General features: G+C 65.5%; 25 protein-coding genes, 1 tRNA gene and 1 pseudogene. 20 read left to right on the top strand and 7 right to left on the bottom strand.

Features of this window, described 5'->3' with window-relative positions:
* Positions 1 to 86 (top strand): annotated as a pseudogene (locus A5651_RS25175) (TetR/AcrR family transcriptional regulator); the annotation flags it as partial.
* Positions 87 to 116: 30 nt separating this feature from the next.
* Here the strand turns inward: A5651_RS25175 and A5651_RS01795 are convergent.
* Entirely contained in the window at positions 117 to 1,898 is a 1,782-nt protein-coding gene (locus tag A5651_RS01795; RefSeq protein WP_066974954.1) for an amidohydrolase family protein, read from the bottom strand.
* Between the two features lie 133 nt (positions 1,899 to 2,031).
* On the opposite strand from A5651_RS01795, the gene A5651_RS01790 reads away from it, so the two are divergent.
* From A5651_RS01790 to A5651_RS01760, 7 genes are all read left to right on the top strand, one after another.
* On the top strand, positions 2,032 to 2,418 hold the full coding sequence (locus tag A5651_RS01790) for a nuclear transport factor 2 family protein (RefSeq protein WP_066974952.1): 387 nt from the start codon (positions 2,032 to 2,034) through the stop codon (positions 2,416 to 2,418).
* A 2-nt stretch (positions 2,419 to 2,420) separates the two neighbouring features.
* A complete protein-coding gene (locus A5651_RS01785; RefSeq protein ID WP_066974950.1) occupies positions 2,421 to 2,927 on the top strand; it encodes a metallophosphoesterase in 507 nt (168 codons plus the stop codon).
* A gap of 43 nt (positions 2,928 to 2,970) precedes the next feature.
* Positions 2,971 to 3,345 carry a hypothetical protein gene (locus A5651_RS01780; RefSeq protein WP_066974971.1) on the top strand — a complete coding sequence of 125 codons (375 nt, stop codon included), beginning with the start codon at positions 2,971 to 2,973 and terminating at the stop codon, positions 3,343 to 3,345.
* A gap of 132 nt (positions 3,346 to 3,477) precedes the next feature.
* Positions 3,478 to 3,951 (top strand): DoxX family protein, encoded by a 474-nt coding sequence (locus tag A5651_RS01775; RefSeq protein ID WP_066974948.1) that lies wholly within the window; start codon positions 3,478 to 3,480, stop codon positions 3,949 to 3,951.
* A gap of 15 nt (positions 3,952 to 3,966) precedes the next feature.
* Positions 3,967 to 4,515, top strand: coding sequence for an RNA polymerase sigma factor (locus tag A5651_RS01770; protein ID WP_066974969.1), 549 nt, complete (start codon positions 3,967 to 3,969; stop codon positions 4,513 to 4,515).
* Positions 4,512 to 5,186 (top strand): Rieske (2Fe-2S) protein, encoded by a 675-nt coding sequence (locus tag A5651_RS01765; protein ID WP_066974946.1) that lies wholly within the window; start codon positions 4,512 to 4,514, stop codon positions 5,184 to 5,186. Before A5651_RS01770 ends, A5651_RS01765 begins: the two co-directional genes overlap by 4 nt.
* Before the next feature lie 27 nt (positions 5,187 to 5,213).
* Complete coding sequence (locus tag A5651_RS01760) at positions 5,214 to 7,091, top strand: alkyl/aryl-sulfatase (RefSeq protein WP_066974944.1); 1,878 nt, start codon at positions 5,214 to 5,216, stop codon at positions 7,089 to 7,091.
* A gap of 3 nt (positions 7,092 to 7,094) precedes the next feature.
* Here A5651_RS01760 and A5651_RS01755 read toward each other — a convergent pair whose 3' ends face one another.
* Entirely contained in the window at positions 7,095 to 7,865 is a 771-nt protein-coding gene (locus A5651_RS01755; RefSeq protein ID WP_066974942.1) for an SDR family NAD(P)-dependent oxidoreductase, read from the bottom strand.
* A 17-nt stretch (positions 7,866 to 7,882) separates the two neighbouring features.
* On the opposite strand from A5651_RS01755, the gene A5651_RS01750 reads away from it, so the two are divergent.
* On the top strand, positions 7,883 to 8,491 hold the full coding sequence (locus A5651_RS01750) for a histidine phosphatase family protein (RefSeq protein WP_066974940.1): 609 nt from the start codon (positions 7,883 to 7,885) through the stop codon (positions 8,489 to 8,491).
* A gap of 10 nt (positions 8,492 to 8,501) precedes the next feature.
* Positions 8,502 to 9,554, top strand: a complete 1,053-nt coding sequence (locus tag A5651_RS01745) for a phosphotransferase family protein (RefSeq protein WP_066974938.1) — start codon at positions 8,502 to 8,504, stop codon at positions 9,552 to 9,554.
* Positions 9,555 to 9,562: 8 nt separating this feature from the next.
* On the opposite strand, the gene A5651_RS01740 is transcribed toward A5651_RS01745, so the two are convergent.
* The gene (locus A5651_RS01740; RefSeq protein ID WP_066974936.1) at positions 9,563 to 9,940 is read right to left on the bottom strand and encodes a lipopolysaccharide assembly LapA domain-containing protein; all 378 of its coding nucleotides are present in this window, start codon (positions 9,938 to 9,940) and stop codon (positions 9,563 to 9,565) included.
* 58 nt (positions 9,941 to 9,998) lie between these two features.
* Here A5651_RS01740 and A5651_RS01735 point away from each other — a divergent pair, with 58 nt between their 5' ends.
* From A5651_RS01735 to A5651_RS01715, 5 genes are read left to right on the top strand one after another with little or no spacing between them, the layout of a single operon-like run.
* Positions 9,999 to 10,937: an ABC transporter substrate-binding protein gene (locus A5651_RS01735; protein ID WP_066974934.1), complete on the top strand. Its 939-nt coding sequence runs from the start codon at positions 9,999 to 10,001 to the stop codon at positions 10,935 to 10,937.
* 5 nt (positions 10,938 to 10,942) lie between these two features.
* A complete protein-coding gene (locus A5651_RS01730) occupies positions 10,943 to 12,061 on the top strand; it encodes an ABC transporter ATP-binding protein (RefSeq protein ID WP_066974932.1) in 1,119 nt (372 codons plus the stop codon).
* A 2-nt stretch (positions 12,062 to 12,063) separates the two neighbouring features.
* A complete protein-coding gene (locus tag A5651_RS01725) occupies positions 12,064 to 12,708 on the top strand; it encodes an ABC transporter permease (RefSeq protein ID WP_066974930.1) in 645 nt (214 codons plus the stop codon).
* A complete protein-coding gene (locus A5651_RS01720; RefSeq protein WP_066974965.1) occupies positions 12,705 to 13,472 on the top strand; it encodes an ABC transporter permease in 768 nt (255 codons plus the stop codon). The genes A5651_RS01725 and A5651_RS01720 overlap by 4 nt, the downstream gene beginning before the upstream one ends.
* Positions 13,469 to 14,050, top strand: a complete 582-nt coding sequence (locus tag A5651_RS01715; protein WP_066974928.1) for a putative glycolipid-binding domain-containing protein — start codon at positions 13,469 to 13,471, stop codon at positions 14,048 to 14,050. Before A5651_RS01720 ends, A5651_RS01715 begins: the two co-directional genes overlap by 4 nt.
* Here the strand turns inward: A5651_RS01715 and A5651_RS01710 are convergent.
* Complete coding sequence (locus tag A5651_RS01710) at positions 14,013 to 14,972, bottom strand: prephenate dehydrogenase (RefSeq protein WP_082943531.1); 960 nt, start codon at positions 14,970 to 14,972, stop codon at positions 14,013 to 14,015. The genes A5651_RS01715 and A5651_RS01710 overlap by 38 nt on opposite strands.
* 95 nt (positions 14,973 to 15,067) lie before the next feature.
* Here A5651_RS01710 and A5651_RS01705 point away from each other — a divergent pair, with 95 nt between their 5' ends.
* The 3 genes from A5651_RS01705 (at position 15,068) to A5651_RS01695 (ending at position 16,155) form a co-directional block, all read left to right on the top strand.
* On the top strand, positions 15,068 to 15,583 hold the full coding sequence (locus tag A5651_RS01705; protein ID WP_066974926.1) for a tRNA adenosine deaminase-associated protein: 516 nt from the start codon (positions 15,068 to 15,070) through the stop codon (positions 15,581 to 15,583).
* A complete protein-coding gene (locus A5651_RS01700; RefSeq protein ID WP_066974924.1) occupies positions 15,580 to 16,035 on the top strand; it encodes a nucleoside deaminase in 456 nt (151 codons plus the stop codon). Before A5651_RS01705 ends, A5651_RS01700 begins: the two co-directional genes overlap by 4 nt.
* A 29-nt stretch (positions 16,036 to 16,064) precedes the next feature.
* Positions 16,065 to 16,155 (top strand) — tRNA-Ser (locus A5651_RS01695).
* Positions 16,156 to 16,214: 59 nt separating this feature from the next.
* Here the strand turns inward: A5651_RS01695 and A5651_RS26180 are convergent.
* A complete protein-coding gene (locus A5651_RS26180) occupies positions 16,215 to 16,445 on the bottom strand; it encodes a tyrosine-type recombinase/integrase (RefSeq protein WP_255361778.1) in 231 nt (76 codons plus the stop codon).
* 855 nt (positions 16,446 to 17,300) lie between these two features.
* Here A5651_RS26180 and A5651_RS01690 point away from each other — a divergent pair.
* The gene (locus A5651_RS01690; RefSeq protein ID WP_066974922.1) at positions 17,301 to 17,669 is read left to right on the top strand and encodes a sensor domain-containing protein; all 369 of its coding nucleotides are present in this window, start codon (positions 17,301 to 17,303) and stop codon (positions 17,667 to 17,669) included.
* 72 nt (positions 17,670 to 17,741) lie between these two features.
* Here A5651_RS01690 and A5651_RS01685 read toward each other — a convergent pair whose 3' ends face one another.
* Positions 17,742 to 18,038, bottom strand: a complete 297-nt coding sequence (locus A5651_RS01685) for a hypothetical protein (RefSeq protein WP_156662507.1) — start codon at positions 18,036 to 18,038, stop codon at positions 17,742 to 17,744.
* A 320-nt stretch (positions 18,039 to 18,358) separates the two neighbouring features.
* Here A5651_RS01685 and A5651_RS01680 point away from each other — a divergent pair, with 320 nt between their 5' ends.
* Positions 18,359 to 19,882 carry an adenylate/guanylate cyclase domain-containing protein gene (locus A5651_RS01680; RefSeq protein ID WP_066974918.1) on the top strand — a complete coding sequence of 508 codons (1,524 nt, stop codon included), beginning with the start codon at positions 18,359 to 18,361 and terminating at the stop codon, positions 19,880 to 19,882.
* Here the strand turns inward: A5651_RS01680 and A5651_RS01675 are convergent.
* Entirely contained in the window at positions 19,874 to 20,437 is a 564-nt protein-coding gene (locus A5651_RS01675) for a DinB family protein (protein WP_231988490.1), read from the bottom strand. The two genes, A5651_RS01680 and A5651_RS01675, sit on opposite strands and share 9 nt — an antisense overlap.
* Between the last annotated feature and the right edge of the window lie 10 nt (positions 20,438 to 20,447).

Below are 20,447 nucleotides of genomic sequence, written 5' to 3'. Positions count from 1 at the left end.
TGCTCGACGCGAGTATCGCCACGATCATCGAGATCGGGTATGCACGTGCGTCGGCCAAGGTCATCGCCCGGCGGGCGATGGTGTCCTCGCGGCGCTGCTGCTGGGTTCTGGCCATTTCAGGCGGACACGGTTTCCCGTGCGCTCTGCCCGGCCTTGAGGAACCGGCCCGACTTCACCGTCTGGCCATAGCCGTCGCAGAACTCACCATCGCGGAACACCACCGTGCCGTTCACCGCGGTGACGACCACCGCGTCGTCGTTGCGGTTGACCATGCGCGACAGGTCCCCGTAGAACGGCACCTTCTCCTCGTGATAGGCGTCGACGGAGTCGTCGAGCCCCGAGGGGTCGATCACGGCGAAGTCGGCACGGTCACCCTCGCGCAGGGTGCCCGCGGGCACGCCGAACCAGTTGGCCACCTCGGCGGTGAGCCGGTGCACCGCGTGCTCGACCGTCATGAACGGCCTGCCGGACAGCTCGGCGTCGCGGACCCGGCGCAGCAGCTTCACAGCGAAGTTGTAGAAGGCCATGTTGCGAAGGTGCGCGCCAGCATCGGAGAAGCCCATGTGGACCGACGGATCGACGGCCAACGCGTTGAGATGCTTGGGCCGGTGGTTGGCGACGATCGTCGTCCACCGCACGTTGCGTTCGCCGTTTTCGACGAGCACGTCGAGGAAGGCGTCCAACGGATGCAGGCCGCGTTCGTCGGCGATCTGGCCGAAGCTCTTGCCGATCAGGGTCTTGTCGGGGCATTCGACGATCGTCGCGTCGTGGAAGTCGCGGTGCCACAGCGACGGGCCGAGCTTCTTGCGGTCGAACGACTCGCGGAACCGGCGGCGGTACTCCTTGTCGGCCAGCAGCTCGTTGCGCTCGAGCTGATCGCGAAGGTGAAGGGCGGCCGTACCGGCGCCGAATTCCTCGAACACCGGCAGGTCGATCCCGTCTGAATACAGCTCGAACGGCACCGGCAGGTGCTGGAACCGGACCAGCGAATCGAACACTCTGTTGAGAAACCTTGTGCCAGGACCGAATACGTGCACTGCGCCGGTGTTGGACTTGGCGTCGGCCGACACCAGCAGGCTGACGCGGACGCCCGGCCGACGGCCGAACCACTTGCTGCTGGACAGGAAGAAGTTCACGGCCTCCAGCGGGTTCTTGGTGTTAGGTGCGCTCTGCAGAATGCGGCCCCGCTTGCGCAGCACCTTGATCAGCCGGCGGCGCTCGCGCCAGGTCGCAAACGTCGATGGCAGGGCGCGGGAGCGGAAGCGGTCACCGTCGAGCTTGTCGATCGGGGCGTCCATGCCCGACAGCCCGAGCAGGCCGGCGTCCAGCGCTTCGTCGAGTAGCTTGGCCATCTTGTCCAGTTCGGCGTCGGTCGGCGTGACCTCTTCGGTGGTGGCCCGGTCGAGGCCCAGCACCGAGGTGCGCAGGTCCGAATGACCGAGCATGGAGCTGATGTTCGGGCCCAGCGGCAGCTCGTCGAGTGCACGCACGTATTCGGCGGGACCCGACCAGGTCTTCTTGGCCTCGAGCGCACCGAGCACAAACTGACGCGGCACGGCCTCGACGCGGCTGAACAGGTCGGCGGCGTCCTCCGAGTCGGCGTAGACCGTCGACAGCGAGCAGTTGCCCAGCAGCACGGTCGTCACCCCGTGGCGGACCGACTCGCGCAGGCCGGGATCGAGCAATACTTCGGCGTCGTAGTGCGTATGCACGTCGATGAAGCCGGGGACGATCCACTTGCCCTCGGCGTCGATGACGTCCGGGCAGCCCGTCTCGTCGAGGGGCTCAGCTGAGACGGTGGCCACAATGCCATCCCGAATGCCCAGCGTGCGGCGTTGCGGGCGGGCGCCGGTGCCGTCGAACCACAGGCCGTTGCGAACGATTACGTCGTAGGTCATGCGGTGACCCTAACCGAAGATAGTGAGTGATCACAATCTTTTTCTTCACCTTCGAGCCGATTCTGCGAAGAGGGCGCCTTGTGAGGCCGAAACTCGATCTCCCCGCAGAATCGGCGTTGGTTACTGTCGAATCATGACGCCACGGGTGATCGCGCGCTGGATAGACATCATCGAAAACGGCCGCACATCTGAACTCGAAGACCTGCTGACCGACGACGCGGTGTTCTGCTCGCCTGCGGTGTTCACGCCTCAGGAGGGCCGCGCCAAAACCGTCGCGTATCTGAGCGCAGCGGCAAAGGTGTTCGGTGACACCGACTTCCACTACGTCGAGAAGTGGTACAACGAGCGCTCGGCCATCCTTGAGTTCGTCGCGACCGTCGACGGGAAGTACGTCAACGGCATCGACATGATCCACTGGAACGACGACAACAAGATCGTCGCGGTCAAGGTGATGGTGCGCCCGCTCAAGGGCCTGCAGGCGCTGATGCCGAAGATGGCCGAACTGCTCGCCGCGGGCTGACCGTGCGGGTGCTGCTGATCGCCGACACCCACGTGCCGAAGCGGGCGCGCGATCTGCCCCAGCAAGTGTGGGACGAGGTGGGCCGCGCCGACGTCGTCGTGCATGCCGGCGACTGGGTGGACGTCGCGCTGCTCGACGCGCTGGAACGCAGGGCCTCGAGGCTCGTGGCGTGCTGGGGGAACAACGACGGTGACGAGCTGAGGGCCCGACTGCCCGAGCGCGCCGATGCCACGCTGGGTGGGGTGCGCTTCACGGTCGTGCACGAGACGGGCGCGTCCGCGGGCCGCGACGCGCGGATGGCCAAGGCCTATCCCGACACCGACGTTCTTGTGTTCGGGCACAGCCACATTCCCTGGGACACCACGGCTGCGACCGGGCTGCGCCTGCTCAACCCTGGATCGCCGACCGACCGTAGGCGCCAGCCGTTCTGCACCTTCATGACCGCCGTGGCCGACGGCGGCGTGCTGTCCGGCGTCACCCTGCACCGGTTGGAACGCCGTGGCGCGTGACCGGCCGGCCACGGTCGCCGACGTGCACCGGATCGCCTCGGGCATGCCGCACGTCAAGCGGATCGAGGGTCCGAAGGGCAACCCCATCTATCAGGTGGGCGGGAAGTCGTTCGTGTTCTTCCGCACCCCGCAGCCCGATGCGCAGGATCCCGAAACCGGGGAGCGCTACGCCGACGTCATCATGATCTGGGTCGAGTCCGAGAGTGACAAGCTGGCGCTGCTGCAGGATCCGGAGTCCCCGTTTTTCACCACCGACCGGTTCGACGGTCATCCGTCGGTGTTGGTGCGCGCCAGCGAGTTGAACCGTATCGGCAAGCAGGAGCTGACCGAACTTATTCAGGACGCCTGGCTGTCGAGGGCGTCGGCTCGGCGGGCGCAGCAGTGGCTGGAACTCCTGCGTGGTGAGCGCCGCAGATGAAGATGGCCATCGTGGCCGGCTTGTCGGCTGTCACCACTCGACGCACACTCATGCGGTCAGTCAACCACGCCAGCGGCGTGTAACCCGACTGCCTATCTCGAAGGGAGACCACATCACCGAAAGGCAGTAGGCATGTCACAGCGCGACATCTCGGGCGGCGCAGTCGTCTTGATTCGCCTCTATGTGGGGCTGATATTCGCGGGCGAAGGAGTGCTCAAGTTTCTCCGGCCGGACGCGCTCGGCGCTGGCCGATTCGAGAAGGCGCGCATTCCGGCAGCCGCGTTCTTCGCCAATCTGGACGGCACTTTCGAAATTCTCTGCGGCATCCTGATTCTCCTCGGGCTGATGACCCGATTGGCGACCGTGCCGATGATCGTCGACATGGTCGGCGCGTTGACCATCACCAAAGTTCCGCTGCTGTGGGGTGATGCGACGCTGTACCCGAAGGAGGGCGGCTTCTGGGATTTCTTCCACGAGGGCCGCCTCGAGGTGGCGATGCTGTGCGGCAGCCTCTTCCTGCTTCTCGTCGGCGCCGGCACCTACTCGCTGGACAGCAGGATGAACCGCGCCGACGCCTCAAAACGTGTCTCGGGTGTGCGGGTTTAGGTCCGTGACCGAGTGATCGCGAGCCGCAATTCGGCGCGTGGCTTCAAGCCGGAGGGAGGTCTGCGACCGGTGACGGCTGCGGCGTATCCGGACTGGGATGCGATTTACCGCGACAACGTCACGTGGGTCTACCGACTGATGTTTGCCAAGGTAGGCAATCAGCCTGACGCCGAAGACCTGACCGCGGAAGTCTTCATGACGACGTTGAAACCTCTGCGAGTTTCGGCGACGGTGCCGGAGGTCCGCAAATATCTGAAGATGACCGCCCGCACGGTGCTCGCATCGTATTGGCGGGACCGGATGGGCCGGGAGATCACGACAATCGAGGGCGACCTCGCCGACGAATCGCGCGAGGAAATAGTCAGCTCGGATGCACCTGATCGGGTTCGTCATCTTTTGCAACGGCTGCCCGAAAACTACCGCCGAATATTGGAACTCCGTTTCCTGCAGGCGTTCTCGGTTCGCGAAGCCGCCGTGAGAATGGGTGTTAGCGTCGCCAACGCGAAGGTGTTGCAGCATCGGGCACTACAGGTCGCTGCGCGGATGAACCAGGAGGCGCTGTGAGCGGACGGACCGTGCGCCACTTCGTCGACGGGCTGTTGCGGGGCAGGGGAACCGGTAAGGCACATCCCGACGACGTCGACGCACAGGAAATGAAGATGGCAATCGAACTGCGTGTGGCGCGCACCGGCAGCGACTCGCCGCGCGAGGAGTTCGTCACCGACCTGCACCGCAGGCTGGCCGAGTCGATGGGCGAAGCGCCGTCGGGCACCCGCAGACAGGTGGTCATCGGCACCGGGCTGGTCGCTGCCTCCGCCGCCGGAATCGTCGTCGGACGCAATCTGCTGGCTCCGTCCCGCGGTCCGGTCGAGGCGGCGCCGCCGGCCGAGGGCGTGCTGGAACCCAATGCGGGCACCTGGCGCGCGGTCGGCGCCAGCGCCGACCTGTCGAGGGGCGGCGCGCTTGCCTTTGACCTCGGTTCGGTCAATGGGTTCGTGCACCGTAACGAGGCGCAACTGGAGGCGGTCTCGGGTGTCTGCACCCACCAAGGTTGCAAGCTCTGGCTGGACGCACCCGAGGGCAGGTTGCGATGCCCGTGCCATTCGACGTCCTTCTCACTGGAAGGGGAGACGCTCACTCACCAACTGCCGACTGCACCACCGCCGCTGCCCAAGTACCGGGTACGCGAAATCAACGGCACGATCGAGGTTTTCGCACCAACCGAACCCGCATGACGCTGATTGGTGGCAGTGTCATGCGGCATGGAGCAGAAGCCGCCCACCGCCGTCATTGAAGCCGCCAACCGCGAACACCACAGCACGCTGCCGTTCGCCGACACCGCCGATTTCGAGGCCGCCGACCGCGGGTTCATCGCCGCGCTGCAGCCGTGCGTGGTGACGGCGGGCGACGGCCGGGTGGTGTGGGACAACGACGTCTATGCGTTTATCGACGGCGACGCACCTGCGACCGTGCATCCCAGCCTCTGGCGGCAGAGCCAATTGTGCGCCAAGCAAGGCCTCTACGAAGTGGTTCCGGGCATCTACCAGGTGCGTGGTCTCGACCTGTCCAACATCAGCTTCATCGAGGGCGACACCGGCGTCATCGTCATCGACCCGTTGATCTCCACCGAGACCGCCGCGGCGGCGCTGGCTCTGTACCGCTCGCACCGGGGTGAGCGGCCCGTCACCGCTGTCATCTATACCCACAGCCACGTCGACCACTTCGGCGGCGTGCTCGGCGTGACGTCGCAGGCCGACGTCGACGCGGGCAAGGTCGTGGTGATCGCCCCCGAGCACTTCACCCAGCACGCCGTGCAGGAGAACGTCTACGCCGGAACGGCGATGGCGCGGCGGGCCGGCTACATGTACGGCGGTGCGCTGGCGCGCGGACCGCAGGGCCAGGTCGGCTGCGGGCTGGGCCAGGTCGGGTCGACGGGCGAGGTGGCGTTGATCGTGCCGACGCTCGACATCCGCGAAACCGGTGAAACGCACACCGTCGACGGGGTCGAGATCGAGTTCCAGATGGCGCCGGGCACCGAGGCACCCGCCGAGATGCACTTCTACTTCCCGCGATTCCGGGCGCTGTGCATGGCTGAGAACGCCACCCACAACCTGCACAACCTGCTGACGCTGCGCGGCGCGCTGGTCCGCGATCCGCACGGGTGGGCCGGGTATCTGACCGAGGCCATCGACACCTTCGCCGCCCGCACCGATGTCGTGTTCGCGTCGCACCACTGGCCGACCTGGGGCAGGGAGCAGATCGTCGAGTTCCTTTCGCTGCAACGGGATCTCTATTCGTATCTGCACGATCAGACGCTGCGGCTGCTGAACCAGGGGTACACCGGAATCGAGATCGCGGAGAACTTCGCGCTGCCGCCCGCGCTGGAGAAGGCCTGGCATGCACACGGCTACTACGGTTCTATCAGCCACAACGTCAAGGCCGTCTACCAGCGCTACATGGGCTGGTTCGACGGCAACCCGGGCCGGCTGTGGGCGCACCCGCCGGAGGCCATCGGCCCGCGCTACGTCGAGGCGATGGGCGGCATCGACCGCGTCGTCGAGGGCGCCCGGAAAGCTTTCGATGGCGGCGATTTCCGTTGGGCGGCAACGCTGCTCGACCACGCGATCTTCACCGACCGCAGCCATGCGGCGGCGCGCTCGCTCTACGCCGACACGCTGGAGCAGCTCGCATACGGCGCCGAGAACGCGGTGTGGCGCAACTTCTTCCTCTCCGGTGCAACCGAATTGCGGGACGGCAACTTCGGCACGCCGACGCAGGCGGCGTCGCCGACGATGCTCGCCCAGCTGTCCCCGGAGCAGATGTTCGACACGCTCGCGATCAACATCAACGGCCCGCGGGCATGGGATCTCGACGTCGCCGTCGACGTCACGTTCCTCGACACCGCGACCAACTATCGGCTGGCGGTGCGCAACGGGGTGCTGGTGTACCGCAAGGTGCCCGCCGACGAGTCGACGGCGCAGGCGACGATCAGGCTCGCGAACAAGTTGCGGCTGTTGACGTTCGCCGCCGGCGACACCAGTTCACCCGGTCTCGAGACCACCGGCGACGCGGACGCGTTGCCGTCGATCATGGCGGTGGTGGACCGGCCCGATCCTGGCTTCAACATCATCGAGCCGTGACGACTACGGGATGCCGCCGTCCACCCGAATGATCGACCCGCTGGTATAGCTTGACGCGTCTGACGCCAGATACAGAGCGGCGCCGATGATTTCGGGCGGGTTCCCGAGCCGCTTCAGCGCGAAGTGCTGCGCACCCTTCGTCGTCGCGGGGATGTCCCAGGCCTTGCTGATGTCGGTGAGGAACGGCCCTGGCATCAACGTGTTCACCCGGACCGTCGGCCCGAAGGCCAGCGCCAGCCCCTCGGTCAACGCGTTGAGCCCGGCCTTGGCCGCGGAGTACGGCAGCTGTTCGGGGCGGGGACGCCGCGAGCCGCTCGAGCTGACGTTGATGATCGACCCGCCACCGTCGGCGACCATGCGCTGACCCACCAGGGTCGACAGCCGGAACGGGCCCTTGAGGTTGAGGTTGATGACGGCGTCGAACAGCTTCTCGCTGACCGCATCCAGCGACTCATACAGCGGCGACATGCCTGCGTTGTTGATCAGCACGTCGACCTTGCCGAACCGCTCGTAGACCGCGTCGACCAACCCATCGAGCTGATCCCACCGCCCTACATGCACCGCATACGGCATCGCGGCGCGGCCGGTAGCCGACGCGATCTCGGCGGCGGTCTCCTCACACGACTCCAGCTTGCGGCTGGCGATCACGACGTCGGCGCCGCATTGTGCAGCCGCGAACGCCATCTCCCGGCCCAGGCCTCGGCTGCCGCCGGTGACCAGCACCACGCGGTCAGTGAGGTCGAAGAGTTCGTCGGCATACCCTCGAGAAGACATGGCCTTATGGTGTCACGGTGCAACTGCTATTGATCCGGCACGCATTGCCGCTGCGCAGCGCGCCGGGCGAAGGGTCTGACCCCGACCTGTCCGCCGACGGCATCGAGCAGGCCAAGAGATTGCCCGATGCGGTGGCTCGCTTCCCGATCACCCGTCTGGTTAGCAGCCCGCAGCGGCGCGCGGTGCAGACCGCCCAACCCGTCGCCGACGCGCTGGGCCTGCCCATTGAGCTCAACGACTGTCTCGCCGAATACGACCGCGACCTTGCGCACTACATTCCCATCGAGCAGATCGCCGCGGAGTACCCCGAAGAACTCGCCCGGCTGGCCAGCGGTCACCTGCCGAGCACGGTCGACGAAGCCGCGTTTCTGGCCCGCATCAACGTTGGCGTGCGAGCCATCGTCGAGTCCAGCGCTCACGAGGACACCGTCGCGGTGTTCAGCCACGGCGGCGTGATCAACGGCCTGCTGCACACCATCTTGGGCACCGAGAAGATCCTCTGCGTCAACGTCGACTATGCGGGCATCACGCGGCTGTTGTCGTCCCGCAACGGCGGGCTCTACGTCGCGTCGGTCAACGGCACCGAACACGTATGGGACCTGCTGCCCAGAAACCAGCGATGGTAGGAAAGTCTGCGTGACAACTGAGCCGCTCCCGCCCAAGTCCGCCCGGCTGGAAGGCCTCGACCTCGACGCGCTGGACCGCCACCTACGGCAGGCGGGCATCGCGCGCAGCGGGGAGCTGCGGGCAGAACTCATTTCGGGCGGCCGGTCGAACCTGACGTTCCTGGTCAGCGACGACGAGTCGAAGTGGGTGCTGCGCAGGCCGCCGCTGCACGGCCTGACGCCCTCGGCGCATGACATGGCCCGCGAATACCGCGTCGTCGCCGCGTTGGCCGACACCCCGGTGCCCGTCGCGCGGGCGGTCACGATGCGCGACGACAACTCGGTGTGCGGCGCGCCGTTCCAGATGGTGGAGTACGTCCCCGGCCGGGTGGTCCGGCACACCGACGAGCTCGAGGCGCTTGGCGACAGGCAGACGATCAGCCGATGCGTCGATGCGTTGGTCGCGGTGCTCGCCGACCTGCATTCGGTTGATCCGCAGGCGGTCGGGCTCGGCGACTTCGGCAAGCCCACCGGTTATCTCGAACGCCAGGTGCGGCGTTGGGGTTCGCAGTGGGAGTTGGTCAAACGCGACGCCGATCCGTTCGACGGCGACGTGCGCCGACTGCATTCGGCTCTGGGAGAAGCGATTCCGGCGCAGAGCCGGTCATCGATCGTGCACGGCGACTACCGGATCGACAACACCATGCTCGATCTCGACGACGCGACCAAGGTGCTCGCGGTGCTCGACTGGGAGATGTCGACGCTGGGCGACCCGATCAGCGACGCCGCGTTGATGTGTGTGTACCGCCACCCGCTGTTCAACGTGATCCATGCGGATTCGGCGTGGGCGTCACCGCTGATGCCCGACGCCGACGACCTCGCACAGCGCTATTCGGTGGCCGCCGAATGCCAGCTCGACAACTGGGATTTCTATCTGGCCCTCGGCTATTTCAAGGTGGCGATCATCGCAGCCGGTATCGCGTTCCGCGCGCGGATGGGCGGCGGGGTGGCCGTCGACACCGACACCGTGGACGAAGCCGTCGGCCCGCTGGTGGCCGAGGGACTCGGCGTGCTGAGCCACTGACTGGCCGGCTACAGGCCGGGCATGGCCTTCAGGTTCCTCTTGGCGGCGCGGCGCAATTGCACGATGCGGGCCGTACCCACCGCGACCGTCAGCAGGCCGCCGCATACCGCGGCGAACAGGATCGCGACGCCGACCGGCAGGTCCCATTGCCAGCCGAAGAAGTGGATGGCGGCCGAATCAGTGTTCTGCAGGATGAACACCAGCAGCAATATCAGGATCACGAACCCGGCGATCAGAGCCGTCCAGAGCGCAGCTGCGCGGGTGAACTTGACCGCGGACTTCGGCGAGACCATGTATTCGCCGGCCGTGGCGGTCGGATCCGGCGCGGTTTCCCTGGCCGATTCGCCTTTTGGCTGTTCGCCAGGCAATGAAGGCTCAGTGGTCATGCGTCCATCTTTGCCCCTTCCCGTCGCGAATGAAACAACCCGCCGATAACCTCCGAGTATGTCGAGGACACGCGGCTGGTATCTGGGACTGCTCACCGTCGTGGCCCTGCTCGTCGCGGGCTGCGGCAGCTCCAACCCCCTCGGCGGCGGTGAGGTCTCGGGCGACCTGAAATCGCTCGTCGTCGGCTCGGCCGACTTCCCAGAGTCGAAGATCATCGCCGAGATCTACGCGCAGGCGCTGGAGGCCAATGGCTTCACCGTGGGCAGGCAGTTCGGTATCGGCAGCCGCGAAACCTACATCCCTGCCGTCCGTGACCATTCAATCGATCTGATCCCCGAGTACACCGGCAACCTGCTGCAGTACTTCGACAAGGAAACCAAGGTGACGACGCCGAACGACGTTCTGCTGGCGCTGTTCCGGGTGTTGCCGGGCGACCTCTCGATACTCAACCCGTCACCGGCCGAAGACAAGGACACCGTCGCGGTCAGCGACGCGACGGCCAAGAAGTGGAATCTCAAATCCATCGCCGACCTCGCAGCACATTCCCCCGAAGTGAAATTCGGTGCGCCGTCGGAGTTCTTGAACCGCACCGAGGGGCTGCCGGGGCTGAAGGCGAAGTACGGGCTCGACGTCGCGCCCAACAACTTCATCGCGATCAGCGACGGCGGCGGTCCGGCCACCGTCAAGGCGCTGGTGGATGGCATCGTGACGGCCGCGGACATCTTCAGCACGTCGCCCGCCATCCACGAGAACAACCTTGTGGTGCTCGATGATCCGAAGAACAATTTCCTGGCCGCCAACGTGATTCCGCTTGTCAGCTCGCAAAAGAAATCCGACGAGCTCAAAAGGGTTCTCGACGCCGTCTCCGCCCGGCTGACCACCGACGACCTCATCGAGCTGAACACCGCAACGTCGGGCAACGCAGGTGTTAATCCCGACGACGCCGCACGGAAATGGGTGCAGGACAACGGCTTCGACAGACCTCTACAGGGGTGAGGGCGATGATCAGCTTCGACGGCGTCACGAAGAAGTATCCCGATGGCACGGTCGCCGTCGACAATCTCACCCTCGAGGTTCCTGACGGGACACTCACGGTGTTCGTCGGGCCGTCGGGCTGTGGGAAGACGACCTCGATGCGGATGATCAACAGGATGATCGACCCGACGTCGGGCGCGCTGACGGTCAACGGCGACGACGTCACCAAGGTCGACCCGGTCAAGCTGCGGCTGGGGATCGGCTACGTCATCCAGAGCGCCGGGCTGATGCCGCACCAGCGCGTCGTCGACAACGTGGCGACGGTGCCTGTGCTCAAAGGGGAATCGCGCCGCAGCGCCCGCAAGGCGGCGCTGACGGTGCTCGAACGTGTCGGTCTGGATCCCAAACTGGCCAACCGCTACCCGGCGCAGCTGTCGGGCGGTCAGCAGCAGCGCGTCGGCGTGGCCCGGGCCCTGGCCGCCGACCCTCCAATCCTGCTGATGGACGAGCCGTTCAGCGCCGTCGACCCCGTGGTGCGCGAGGAGCTGCAGGCCGAAATTTTGCGGCTGCAAAGCGAACTGCGCAAGACCATCGTGTTCGTCACCCACGACATCGACGAGGCGGTGAAGATCGGCGACAGAGTTGCGGTGTTCGGGGCGGGCGGGGTGTTGCAGCAGTACGACGAACCGGCACGGCTGCTGTCGAACCCGGCCAACGACTTCGTCTCGGGCTTCATCGGCACCGACCGCGGCTACCGCAGCCTCCAGTTCCGCCACGCGACAGGCCTTCCGCTGCACGACATCCGGTCGGTGGCGGAGTCTGCGATCGACGGGCTGGCGCTGGGGCCCGACGAGTGGGTGCTGGTGACCCGGGCCGACGGCACCCCGTACGCGTGGATCAACGCCGAAGGCGTCGAACTTCACCGCGCCGGAAGCTCGCTGTACGACAGCACCTACGGCGGCGGCTCGCTGTTCAAGCCGGACCACTCGCTGCGCCAGGCACTCGACGCGGCGCTGTCGTCACCGTCGGGCCTCGGCGTGGCGGTGGACGGCGACGGCCAACTCGTCGGCGGGGTACGTGCCGACGATGTGCTGGCGGCCCTGAATTCGCAACGGCGAGAAGCACTGCCGAAGCTCGGCGGCTGAGCATGCGGTACCTGTTCAACAATCTCGACGATCTGTGGGTGCTGACGGTCATCCACCTGCGGCTGTCGCTCATCCCGATCGTCCTCGGGTTGCTGATCGCGGTGCCGCTCGGTGCGCTCGTGCAACGCACCACCGTGCTGCGGCGGCTGACCACGGTGACGGCGAGCATCATCTTCACCATTCCGTCGCTGGCGCTGTTCGTGGTGCTGCCGTTGATCATTCCGACCCGAATCCTCGACGAGGCCAACGTGATCGTCGCGCTGACGCTGTACACCACCGCGCTGTTGGTGCGTGCAGTTCCCGAGGCGCTCGACGCGGTGCCGGCCGCGGTACGCGACGCCGCCACGGCCGTCGGTTACCGGCCGCTGACCCGGATGCTGAAAGTCGAACTGCCGCTGTCGATTCCGGTGCTTGTGGCCGGGCTGCGGGTGGTCGCCGTCACGAACATCTCGATGGTCGCGGTCGGCTCGGTGATCGGCATCGGCGGCCTGGGCACCTGGTTCACCGAGGGCTACCAGTCGAACAAGAGCGATCAGATCATCGCCGGGATCATCGCGATCTTCGTGCTGGCCATCGTCGTCGACACGGTGATCATGCTCACCGGTCGGCTGATCACGCCATGGACCCGGGCAAGGCAGGCGGCATGAATTTTCTGCAGCAGGCGCTGTCGTTCATCTTCACCGCGGCCAACTGGGCGGGGCCTGCCGGCCTGACCGCCCGCATCGTCGAGCATCTGCAGTACACCCTCATCGCCGTGTTCTTTTCGGCGTTGATCGCGATCCCCGTCGGCATGTTCATCGGGCACACCGGCCGCGGCACATTCCTCGTCGTCACCGGGGTGAACGCGCTGCGCGCTTTGCCGACGCTCGGTGTGCTGCTGCTCGGCGTTCTGCTGTGGGGTCTGGGCCTGGTGCCTCCTACGGTTGCGTTGATGCTGCTCGGAATTCCGCCGCTGCTGGCCGGCACGTATGCAGGAATCGCCAATGTCGACCCAGCGGTGGTCGACGCGGCCCGATCGATGGGCATGACGGAGCGTCGGGTATTGCTGCGCGTCGAGGTGCCCAACGCGGCGCCGTTGATCCTCGGCGGTCTGCGCACGGCGACGTTGCAGATCGTTGCGACCGCGACCGTCGCCGCCTATGCCAGCCTCGGGGGCCTCGGCCGCTACCTGATCGACGGCATCAAGGTGCGGGAGTTCTACCTCGCGTTGGTCGGCGCGTTGATGGTGACGGCGCTCGCGCTGGTCCTCGACGGCCTGCTGGCTTTCGCGGTGTGGGCGTCGGTGCCGGGAACCGGGCGGTTGAGAAGGATGCCGCAGCCGCTGCTGGACGACGAAGTCGCGCTGGGAACGCCGACCAGTTTCTCACCGGCTTACGAACGAGCCGATGCTTCGCCTACGGTAGACGGGTGAGTGCGAAACCCGCTCCCTGGCCCGCCGTCCTGACCTGGCGTGCACATGATGTTCCGCGGATGGAATCCGTGCGGGTGCAGTTGTCCAACAAGCGGATCAAGGCTTACGGCCGAATCGTCGCGGCGGCAACCGACACCCACCCCGCCTTTTCAGCGTCCTACGATCTGGTCACCGACGAGACGGGATGCACCAAGCGGTTGTCGATGAGCGTCACGCTCGCCGAGCGGGAGCGCCAGCTGTCCATCGCACGTGACGAAGAGAACATGTGGATGGTGCAGGACCATGCCGGCAAGTCGAACCGGGCCGCGTACGAGGGCGCCTGCGACGTCGACGTGATCTTCAGCCCGTTTTTCAACACGTTGCCGATCCGGCGCACGGGCCTGTACCAACGCAGCGACTCGCTGTCGGTGCCGGTGGTGTATGTGTCGCTGCCCGACCTTGTGGTGAACCCCGCGGTCATCAGCTACACCAGTGCACCCGACGGCATCAAGCTGCACTCTCCGGTGGCAGAGACGACGGTGACCGTCGACTCCGAGGGCTTCATCCTCGACTATCCCGGACTGGCAGAGCGGATTTGATGACGCCGCCGGCGCGTCCGGCGGCCGCCAGTTCGTCCCGCCAGCCGTTCTGACCGATGACGATCGTCACGATCTCGGAGCGTCTGAATCCGGAGAACCGCGTCCGCGCGGAGTGACCGGCCTCGACGAGTTCGGCCACCGACCCCTGTTGTGCCAGGGATGTGCGCGCCCGAGTGAGCAGCTCGATAGATCGGTCAAGGGTGGGCAGCAGCTGGTCGGCGTTCGCCTCGCACATCGCACGGACGAGGTCCGGCGCGGTGGCCGCCACCCGGGTGCCGTCGCGGAAAGAGCCTGCGGCGAGGGCGAACGCCAACGGCACCTCACCGGCGGTGGCGGCCAGCGACTCGGCCAGAAGATGAGGCAGGTGCGAAATGGCCGCCGCCGCGGCGTCGTGCTCATCCGATTTCGCCGGCACGACGACCGCGCCGCAGTCGAGCGCCAGCCCCATGACCATCGCCCACACCGCCGGGTCGACGTGCTCGTCGACGCAGACCACCCACGGCGCCCCCACGAAGAGCCGGCCGTCGCCCGAGGCCCAACCGGAGTGCGCGGTGCCCGCCATCGGATGTCCGCCGACGAACTTCGAAAGCAATCCGTGGGATCCCACTTCGTCGCGGACGGCGGCCTTGACGCTCGTGACGTCGGTCAGCGGGCAGTCGGCAGCGGTGGCGCGCACGTAGTTCAAGACGATCGGCAGGGCGGGCACGGGCACGGCCAACACGATCAGTGCCTTTGTCTCGGCGGCGCGTGTCAGCGCATCGTCGATGCTCTCGGTGGCGTCGAAGCCGTCAGCGACGGCCGCATGGACGCCCTCGACCGAGCGGTTGTAGCCGAACACTTCACGGCCAGCCGCCTTCGCCGCGCGCATCACCGAGCCACCGATGAGGCCGAGGCCCAGTACGCAAACGGGCGGTTTTTCCACGACATCAAGGGTGACACATGAGCCTGGTCGGTTGGTGTGCGGCCGGTCGTCGAGTGCTGGTCAACATCGCTGGTCGGGGACTAGCGTAAGCGGCCATGGGACCACAGCGGGCACCTGCGCAGGATGCCGACGCGCCTGACGGCTTCGGGGTTGCCGTCGTCCGTGAGGACGGCAAGTGGCGCTGCTCGCCGATGCGTCGCGCTGCGCTGACGAGCCTGAAGGCGGCCGAGACCGAACTGCGTGAGCTACGCAGTTCGGGAGCCGTTTTCGGGCTGCTCGACGTCGACGACGAGTTCTTCGTGATCATCCGACCCGCGCCTGCGGGCACCCGGCTGTTGTTGTCGGATGCCACCGCGGCCCTGGACTATGACATCGCCGCCGAAGTGCTCGAGAAGCTCGACGCCGATATCGAACCGGATGACTTGGACGACGCTGATCCATTCGAGGAGGGCGACCTGGGCGTGTTATCCGACGTGGGGCTGCCGGCCGCTGTGCTGGGTGTCATCATCGGCGAATACGACCTCTACGCCGACGAACAGTTGGGGCGCATCGCCCGGGAGATGGGCTTCGCCGACGAACTGTCGGCGGTGCTGGACCGACTCGATCGGTGACCGACGAGGAGCTTGTCCGCGCGGCACTCGAGGCCGCGGGCGGAGCCGGCCCCCGCGACGTGCCGATCGGGGCGGTGGTCTTTTCAGCCGACGGCACAGAGCTGGCGCGGGCCGCCAATGCCCGTGAGCGCCTTGGGGATCCGACGGCGCACGCGGAGATTCTGGCGATGCGTTTGGCGGCGAGGGTGCTCGGCGACGGGTGGCGGCTCGAGGGCACCACGCTGGCGGTGACGGTCGAGCCGTGCACGATGTGCGCCGGCGCGCTGGTGATGGCGCGCGTTTCGCGGTTGGTGTTCGGGGCGTGGGAGCCCAAGACCGGTGCGGTCGGCTCGCTGTGGGATGTGGTGCGCGACCGCAGGCTGACACATCGGCCGCAGGTCGTCGGCGGGGTGCTGGCGCAGGAGTGCGCGGTGCCGCTGGCGGCGTTCTTCGCCCGGCAGCGATTGGAATAGACGGTCGTCGGTTCGGTAGGCTGCCACACGGTGGCGTGTCCGAGCGGCCTAAGGAGCACGCCTCGAAAGCGTGTGACGGGTAACCCCCGTCCGAGGGTTCAAATCCCTCCGCCACCGCCATTTCGCCTCGTGCGAAATGCCTGCTAGGGCCTTTTAGCGCTTTATACCGAGTCTGCTACCTACTGTTCTGCCCACAGTTTGCCCACATTGTCTGGTGAGTAGGCGTTGTGCAGCGCGGCGCCAATGGCGTCCAGATCGGTATCGAAGAGATCGGCATAGACCCGCAGCGTCACGCTCGGATCCTTATGTCCGAGCATTCTCGCCAACGCCAACACGTTGACGCCGGCGGACACCGCCAGGCTGGCCGCCGTGTGGCGAAGATCGTGAGGCGTAACCCGCTGAAACGCCAGATCGCTTTACCGCCTGAGCGAACCAGCCGTATTCCGACTTTGGGTGGGGGAGATAGTCGCCGTCGGGACCGGCGAACACCAAATCGTCGGGTGACTTATTCGCGCAGAGCAGTCCGAGTTCGTCGAGAAGGAATGGTGGCACCGGAACAGACCGCGACTCACGGCCCTTTGGCTCGCCAACAGCGTGGTCGACTCCAAACTGGACCGCGTTCTCCGACACCTTCAGCCTCTTGCGTAGGAACTGAATGTCTCTGACGCGTAGAGCAATTGCTTCGCCCATCGAACCCCGCAAAAGCCCAGTGTGAGTACCAAGGTGCGATGGTGGCCCGACTCGTCGGCGAGTCGGTGAAGATTCTTGTCGGTCAGGTAGACGCGGCGCCGAGCCCGTTTCCGGGGGGAGGCTCGCGATTGCCTTAGCGGGATTGACCGCAATCTGCGAGCCTTTACCGCATCGCCAAAATTTCCAGATAGCACCACATGCGCACGGATGACGGTCGTCGCGCCTCCGCCGTTCTTCACCATATGGGCGACCCACGCCTCCACATCCCGGACGCTGATCTCATTGACTCCTCGCGATGCCCACATCGGTGCGACGTGAACCCGCAAGACTCGTTGGAACCTCCGTCACGGATGATCCGGCAGGCGGCGGAGCGGGCGAAATAGCGCTGCAATCTTCCTCCTACGGGACCAGCGATCATTCGGCCCAGGTAAAACCTGCGTCGTGTGTCGGGGTGGTGTTCACCGGTGAGCACGCCGTGTACACCGCCAGCGATATGGAGCAGACCAAGACGCAGACGTTCGGCAATCTGTACCCCGGTTCCACTGGAGAGCCGCACTTATTTCAAGACAGCAGCGGTGTTCCCGTCAGCCGGAGCGGCGCAGAACTTTTTCAATGCGGCGGAGTCGCAGTGGAAATCATGTACGACCGACGAAGTCTCTGCGAGCCTCGGATATGAGAACGCCGCCGGTTACAGATTGGGCAACGTCCGGCGCGACGATGACGTCATCTCGGTTGCGATGGCGACCAACGGCGGCGAGAACGGTCCTGACGCTTGCCAACATTCACTCGGAGTGCGCTGGAACGTCGTTGTAGAAGCGCGGGGCTGCGCGGTACCGAATATTGTCAGCACCTACGACCCCAATGTCGGATGGCCCAAGAACCCAAGTTGGGCGTCCCCGTATGCCGAACGAATCGCCAAAGCGATGTTGGAGAACGTGAAGTGAACTCGCGGCTAGGAAGTCAAAGGGCAATCCTGCGCGCGCGAGCACGGCGATCTAGTACTAGCCGCCACGGTGCTACCTGTCTCGGACGATGTCCGCCAAACCGTCGCAATCAGCCACCGTCAGTGTGAGATTGGGATGCCGGAGCAGCCCGAACGGGTCGATACCACGAATGGGTTCAACCATGACAAGGCACACGCCGCGATCCCCGTTGGTTGCGAACGTCAGTCCTCTGTCAGCGAACGACAAGTGGCCAGGACCGGCGGTCTTGATGAAGGCGTAGGGGCCGGTGATAGACACGTCGGCGATGTTGTCCAGTGCGGTCTGCACCTGCCACGGGCCGAACCGGGCAGTCAGCCGACCGGCACCCACCCGAACCTCACATGTAGAAGGTCTGACACCGAACGGCAATCCCGCCAGCTGGTATTGAGTGGTGAAGTGGAACTCGAATCTTCGGTCGTGCACGACGCCGGTCTACCCCTGGTGAGGCCCGTTGAAAACGCGACAAAAAAGGAGCAGGCGGTAGGGGTATGGAAGCTGTCACCGGTCCTCACCAGATGCTCAAGAGCAGGCTATGAAGACCACACCCACTTCCTGTTGCTTGACGACGGCGCGGATGTGGCCCCCACGAGCCAGCCGTCACCGTGCTCATTCCAGCAGATCGCAGGTAGCGGACGTCATACTCTCCCGACATGGATCGCATCTGGCAGTGGGCGTGGGATAGGTATGCGGCGAGGTATTCGTGGGTGGTCTGCGCAGTTTTCTTCGCCTCGATACTTTCGGTGTCCTTGATCTTGTCGCTCGGCGTGGTCGCGTTCGAAAAGTCGAGTCGTTACGTCGAGGCGTGTGCCGTCACCGGTGTCGCTGTGGCGGTGTTGACTTACGCGGTGATTCTTCCCGGCAGCCGACCGTTCCACATCGCGCAGCGGTGGGCGGCTGGCTGTGATGTTGATCGTGCAGCGGCTCTGAGGGACACGTACGCCTGGACTCGCGCAGCGGCTGTTCGAGGGTTGGCAGTTTGGCCGGTTATCTCGGCACTGCTTGCCGTCGTGGTCGCTGCGATAGCAGGGGCGAGCGAGTCGCGGCTAGTCCAATACGCGATTTTCGGGGCAGCTATGGGAATTGCCGCAAATCTGGTTGGTGCCCACAGCTTTGTGGAAGGAGCATTGCGACCGGCCAGGGTTGCTTTGGCAGGGGATACCGGGATTGGTGACGCCCTTCCTCGCTCTCGTCCGACTTTTGCCGCGTGGTTGAACCTGTCGATGCTGGCGTCTGCGTTCGCGTTCTCCGCCCAGGCCGCGATGCTGGGAGCCGTGGTGTTTGACCGGGCTGGGAAGGTTCCCGTGCTCTTCGTCGTGATCGGGGCCGCGTTGACGCTCGCGCTCGCGGCACCGAATGCCGTGGGTGCCATTGTCCTGCCAGCACTTCGTCCCATTCGCGACCTCGCCGAAGGGACCGAACGGGTTGCGGCTGGAGACTACAGTCAGCGCCTGCCGGTGGTCCAAGACGATGATCTTGGTGCGCTCGGTGCGTCGTTTAACCGGATGCAGGCGGGCTTGGCTGAGCGGCAACGACTTCAAGCCGCGTTCGGCACCTACGTGGACCCCAGCCTGGCGACCAAGCTTCTTGACCAGGGTGACGATGTGTTCACCGGTGAGCGCCGGGAGGTGACGGTGATGTTCGTCGACATCCGCGACTTCACCCCCTTCGCCGAGACGAACCCCGCCGAGGATGTCGTCGCCCGCCTCAACGCCCTGTTCGAGATCGTGGTGCCCGCTGTCGTCGATGGCGGTGGGCATGTGAACAAGTTCCTGGGTGATGGTGCGCTAGCCGTGTTCGGTGCACCGAATGACCTTGCAGACCATGCTGATGCGGCACTGAACGCCGCTGTTCTGATTCAGCGCCTCGTGGCAGAGCGATTCGGTGGGAAGCTTCGGATCGGCATCGGGATCAACACCGGTGTGGTGATCGCGGGAACCATCGGCGGCGGCAGCAAGCTAGAGTTCACTTTGATCGGTGACGCAGTCAATGTCGCTGCCCGCGTGGAGCAGCTCACGAAGACCACGGGTGACACGATCCTGCTGACAGACCAAACCGTCGAGGCTTTCGGTTCTCGCCCTCCCGGTCTCGTCGACCGGGGATCGCATGCGCTGAAGGGTAAGTCGGCTGCCGTGCAGGTCTTTGGCCTCAGCCACAACAGCGATCCTTCAAATTAGGCCGCTAGCCGTCCAGGGCAAAGAGCAGCTCGTACATCGTTGCGCGTCGATGGATTCACGGATGATGTCGGCGTGACCAGCGTGGCGGGCGAACTCCTCGATGATGTGCATCAGCACCCAGCGCACTGTCCAGTGGGGAACTTGGAAGATGCCATGGATGTGGTCAGGTATAGCAATGGTGGTGGCATCCAAGTCGGCCTCCGCGAATACCTGCAGCGTCTCGGCGTTCTGCGCACGGAAACCTGCCGTCAGGCCATCAAGGGTTTCGTCGTCGCGGAAGACTTCCCTGTTGACGAAGTCGCTCATCATGCCGAGCAGCGACCGTGGGTCATCGGGACGCAGGTCTGGTGAGGTCACCGCCAGCGTCCATGCGTACTGCTGAAGCGTCACGTGCTTCAACAGTGATCCGAGGCAGAATGCGCTGACAGTTGGGGTGCAGCGGGCTTGTTCCTCGGTCACGCCGTGCAAGACGGCGAGGAACGCGGTGTGTTGGTACTTGAGGTACTCAAGTAGGGATTGGCGCTCTCCGGCTACGGGAAGGGGCATAGCGAGCATGTCCGACAGT

The organism is Mycobacterium sp. 1274761.0 (assembly GCF_001668615.1).
Lineage (GTDB): Bacteria > Actinomycetota > Actinomycetes > Mycobacteriales > Mycobacteriaceae > Mycobacterium.
This window is presented reverse-complemented; position numbering and strand designations above follow the sequence as displayed.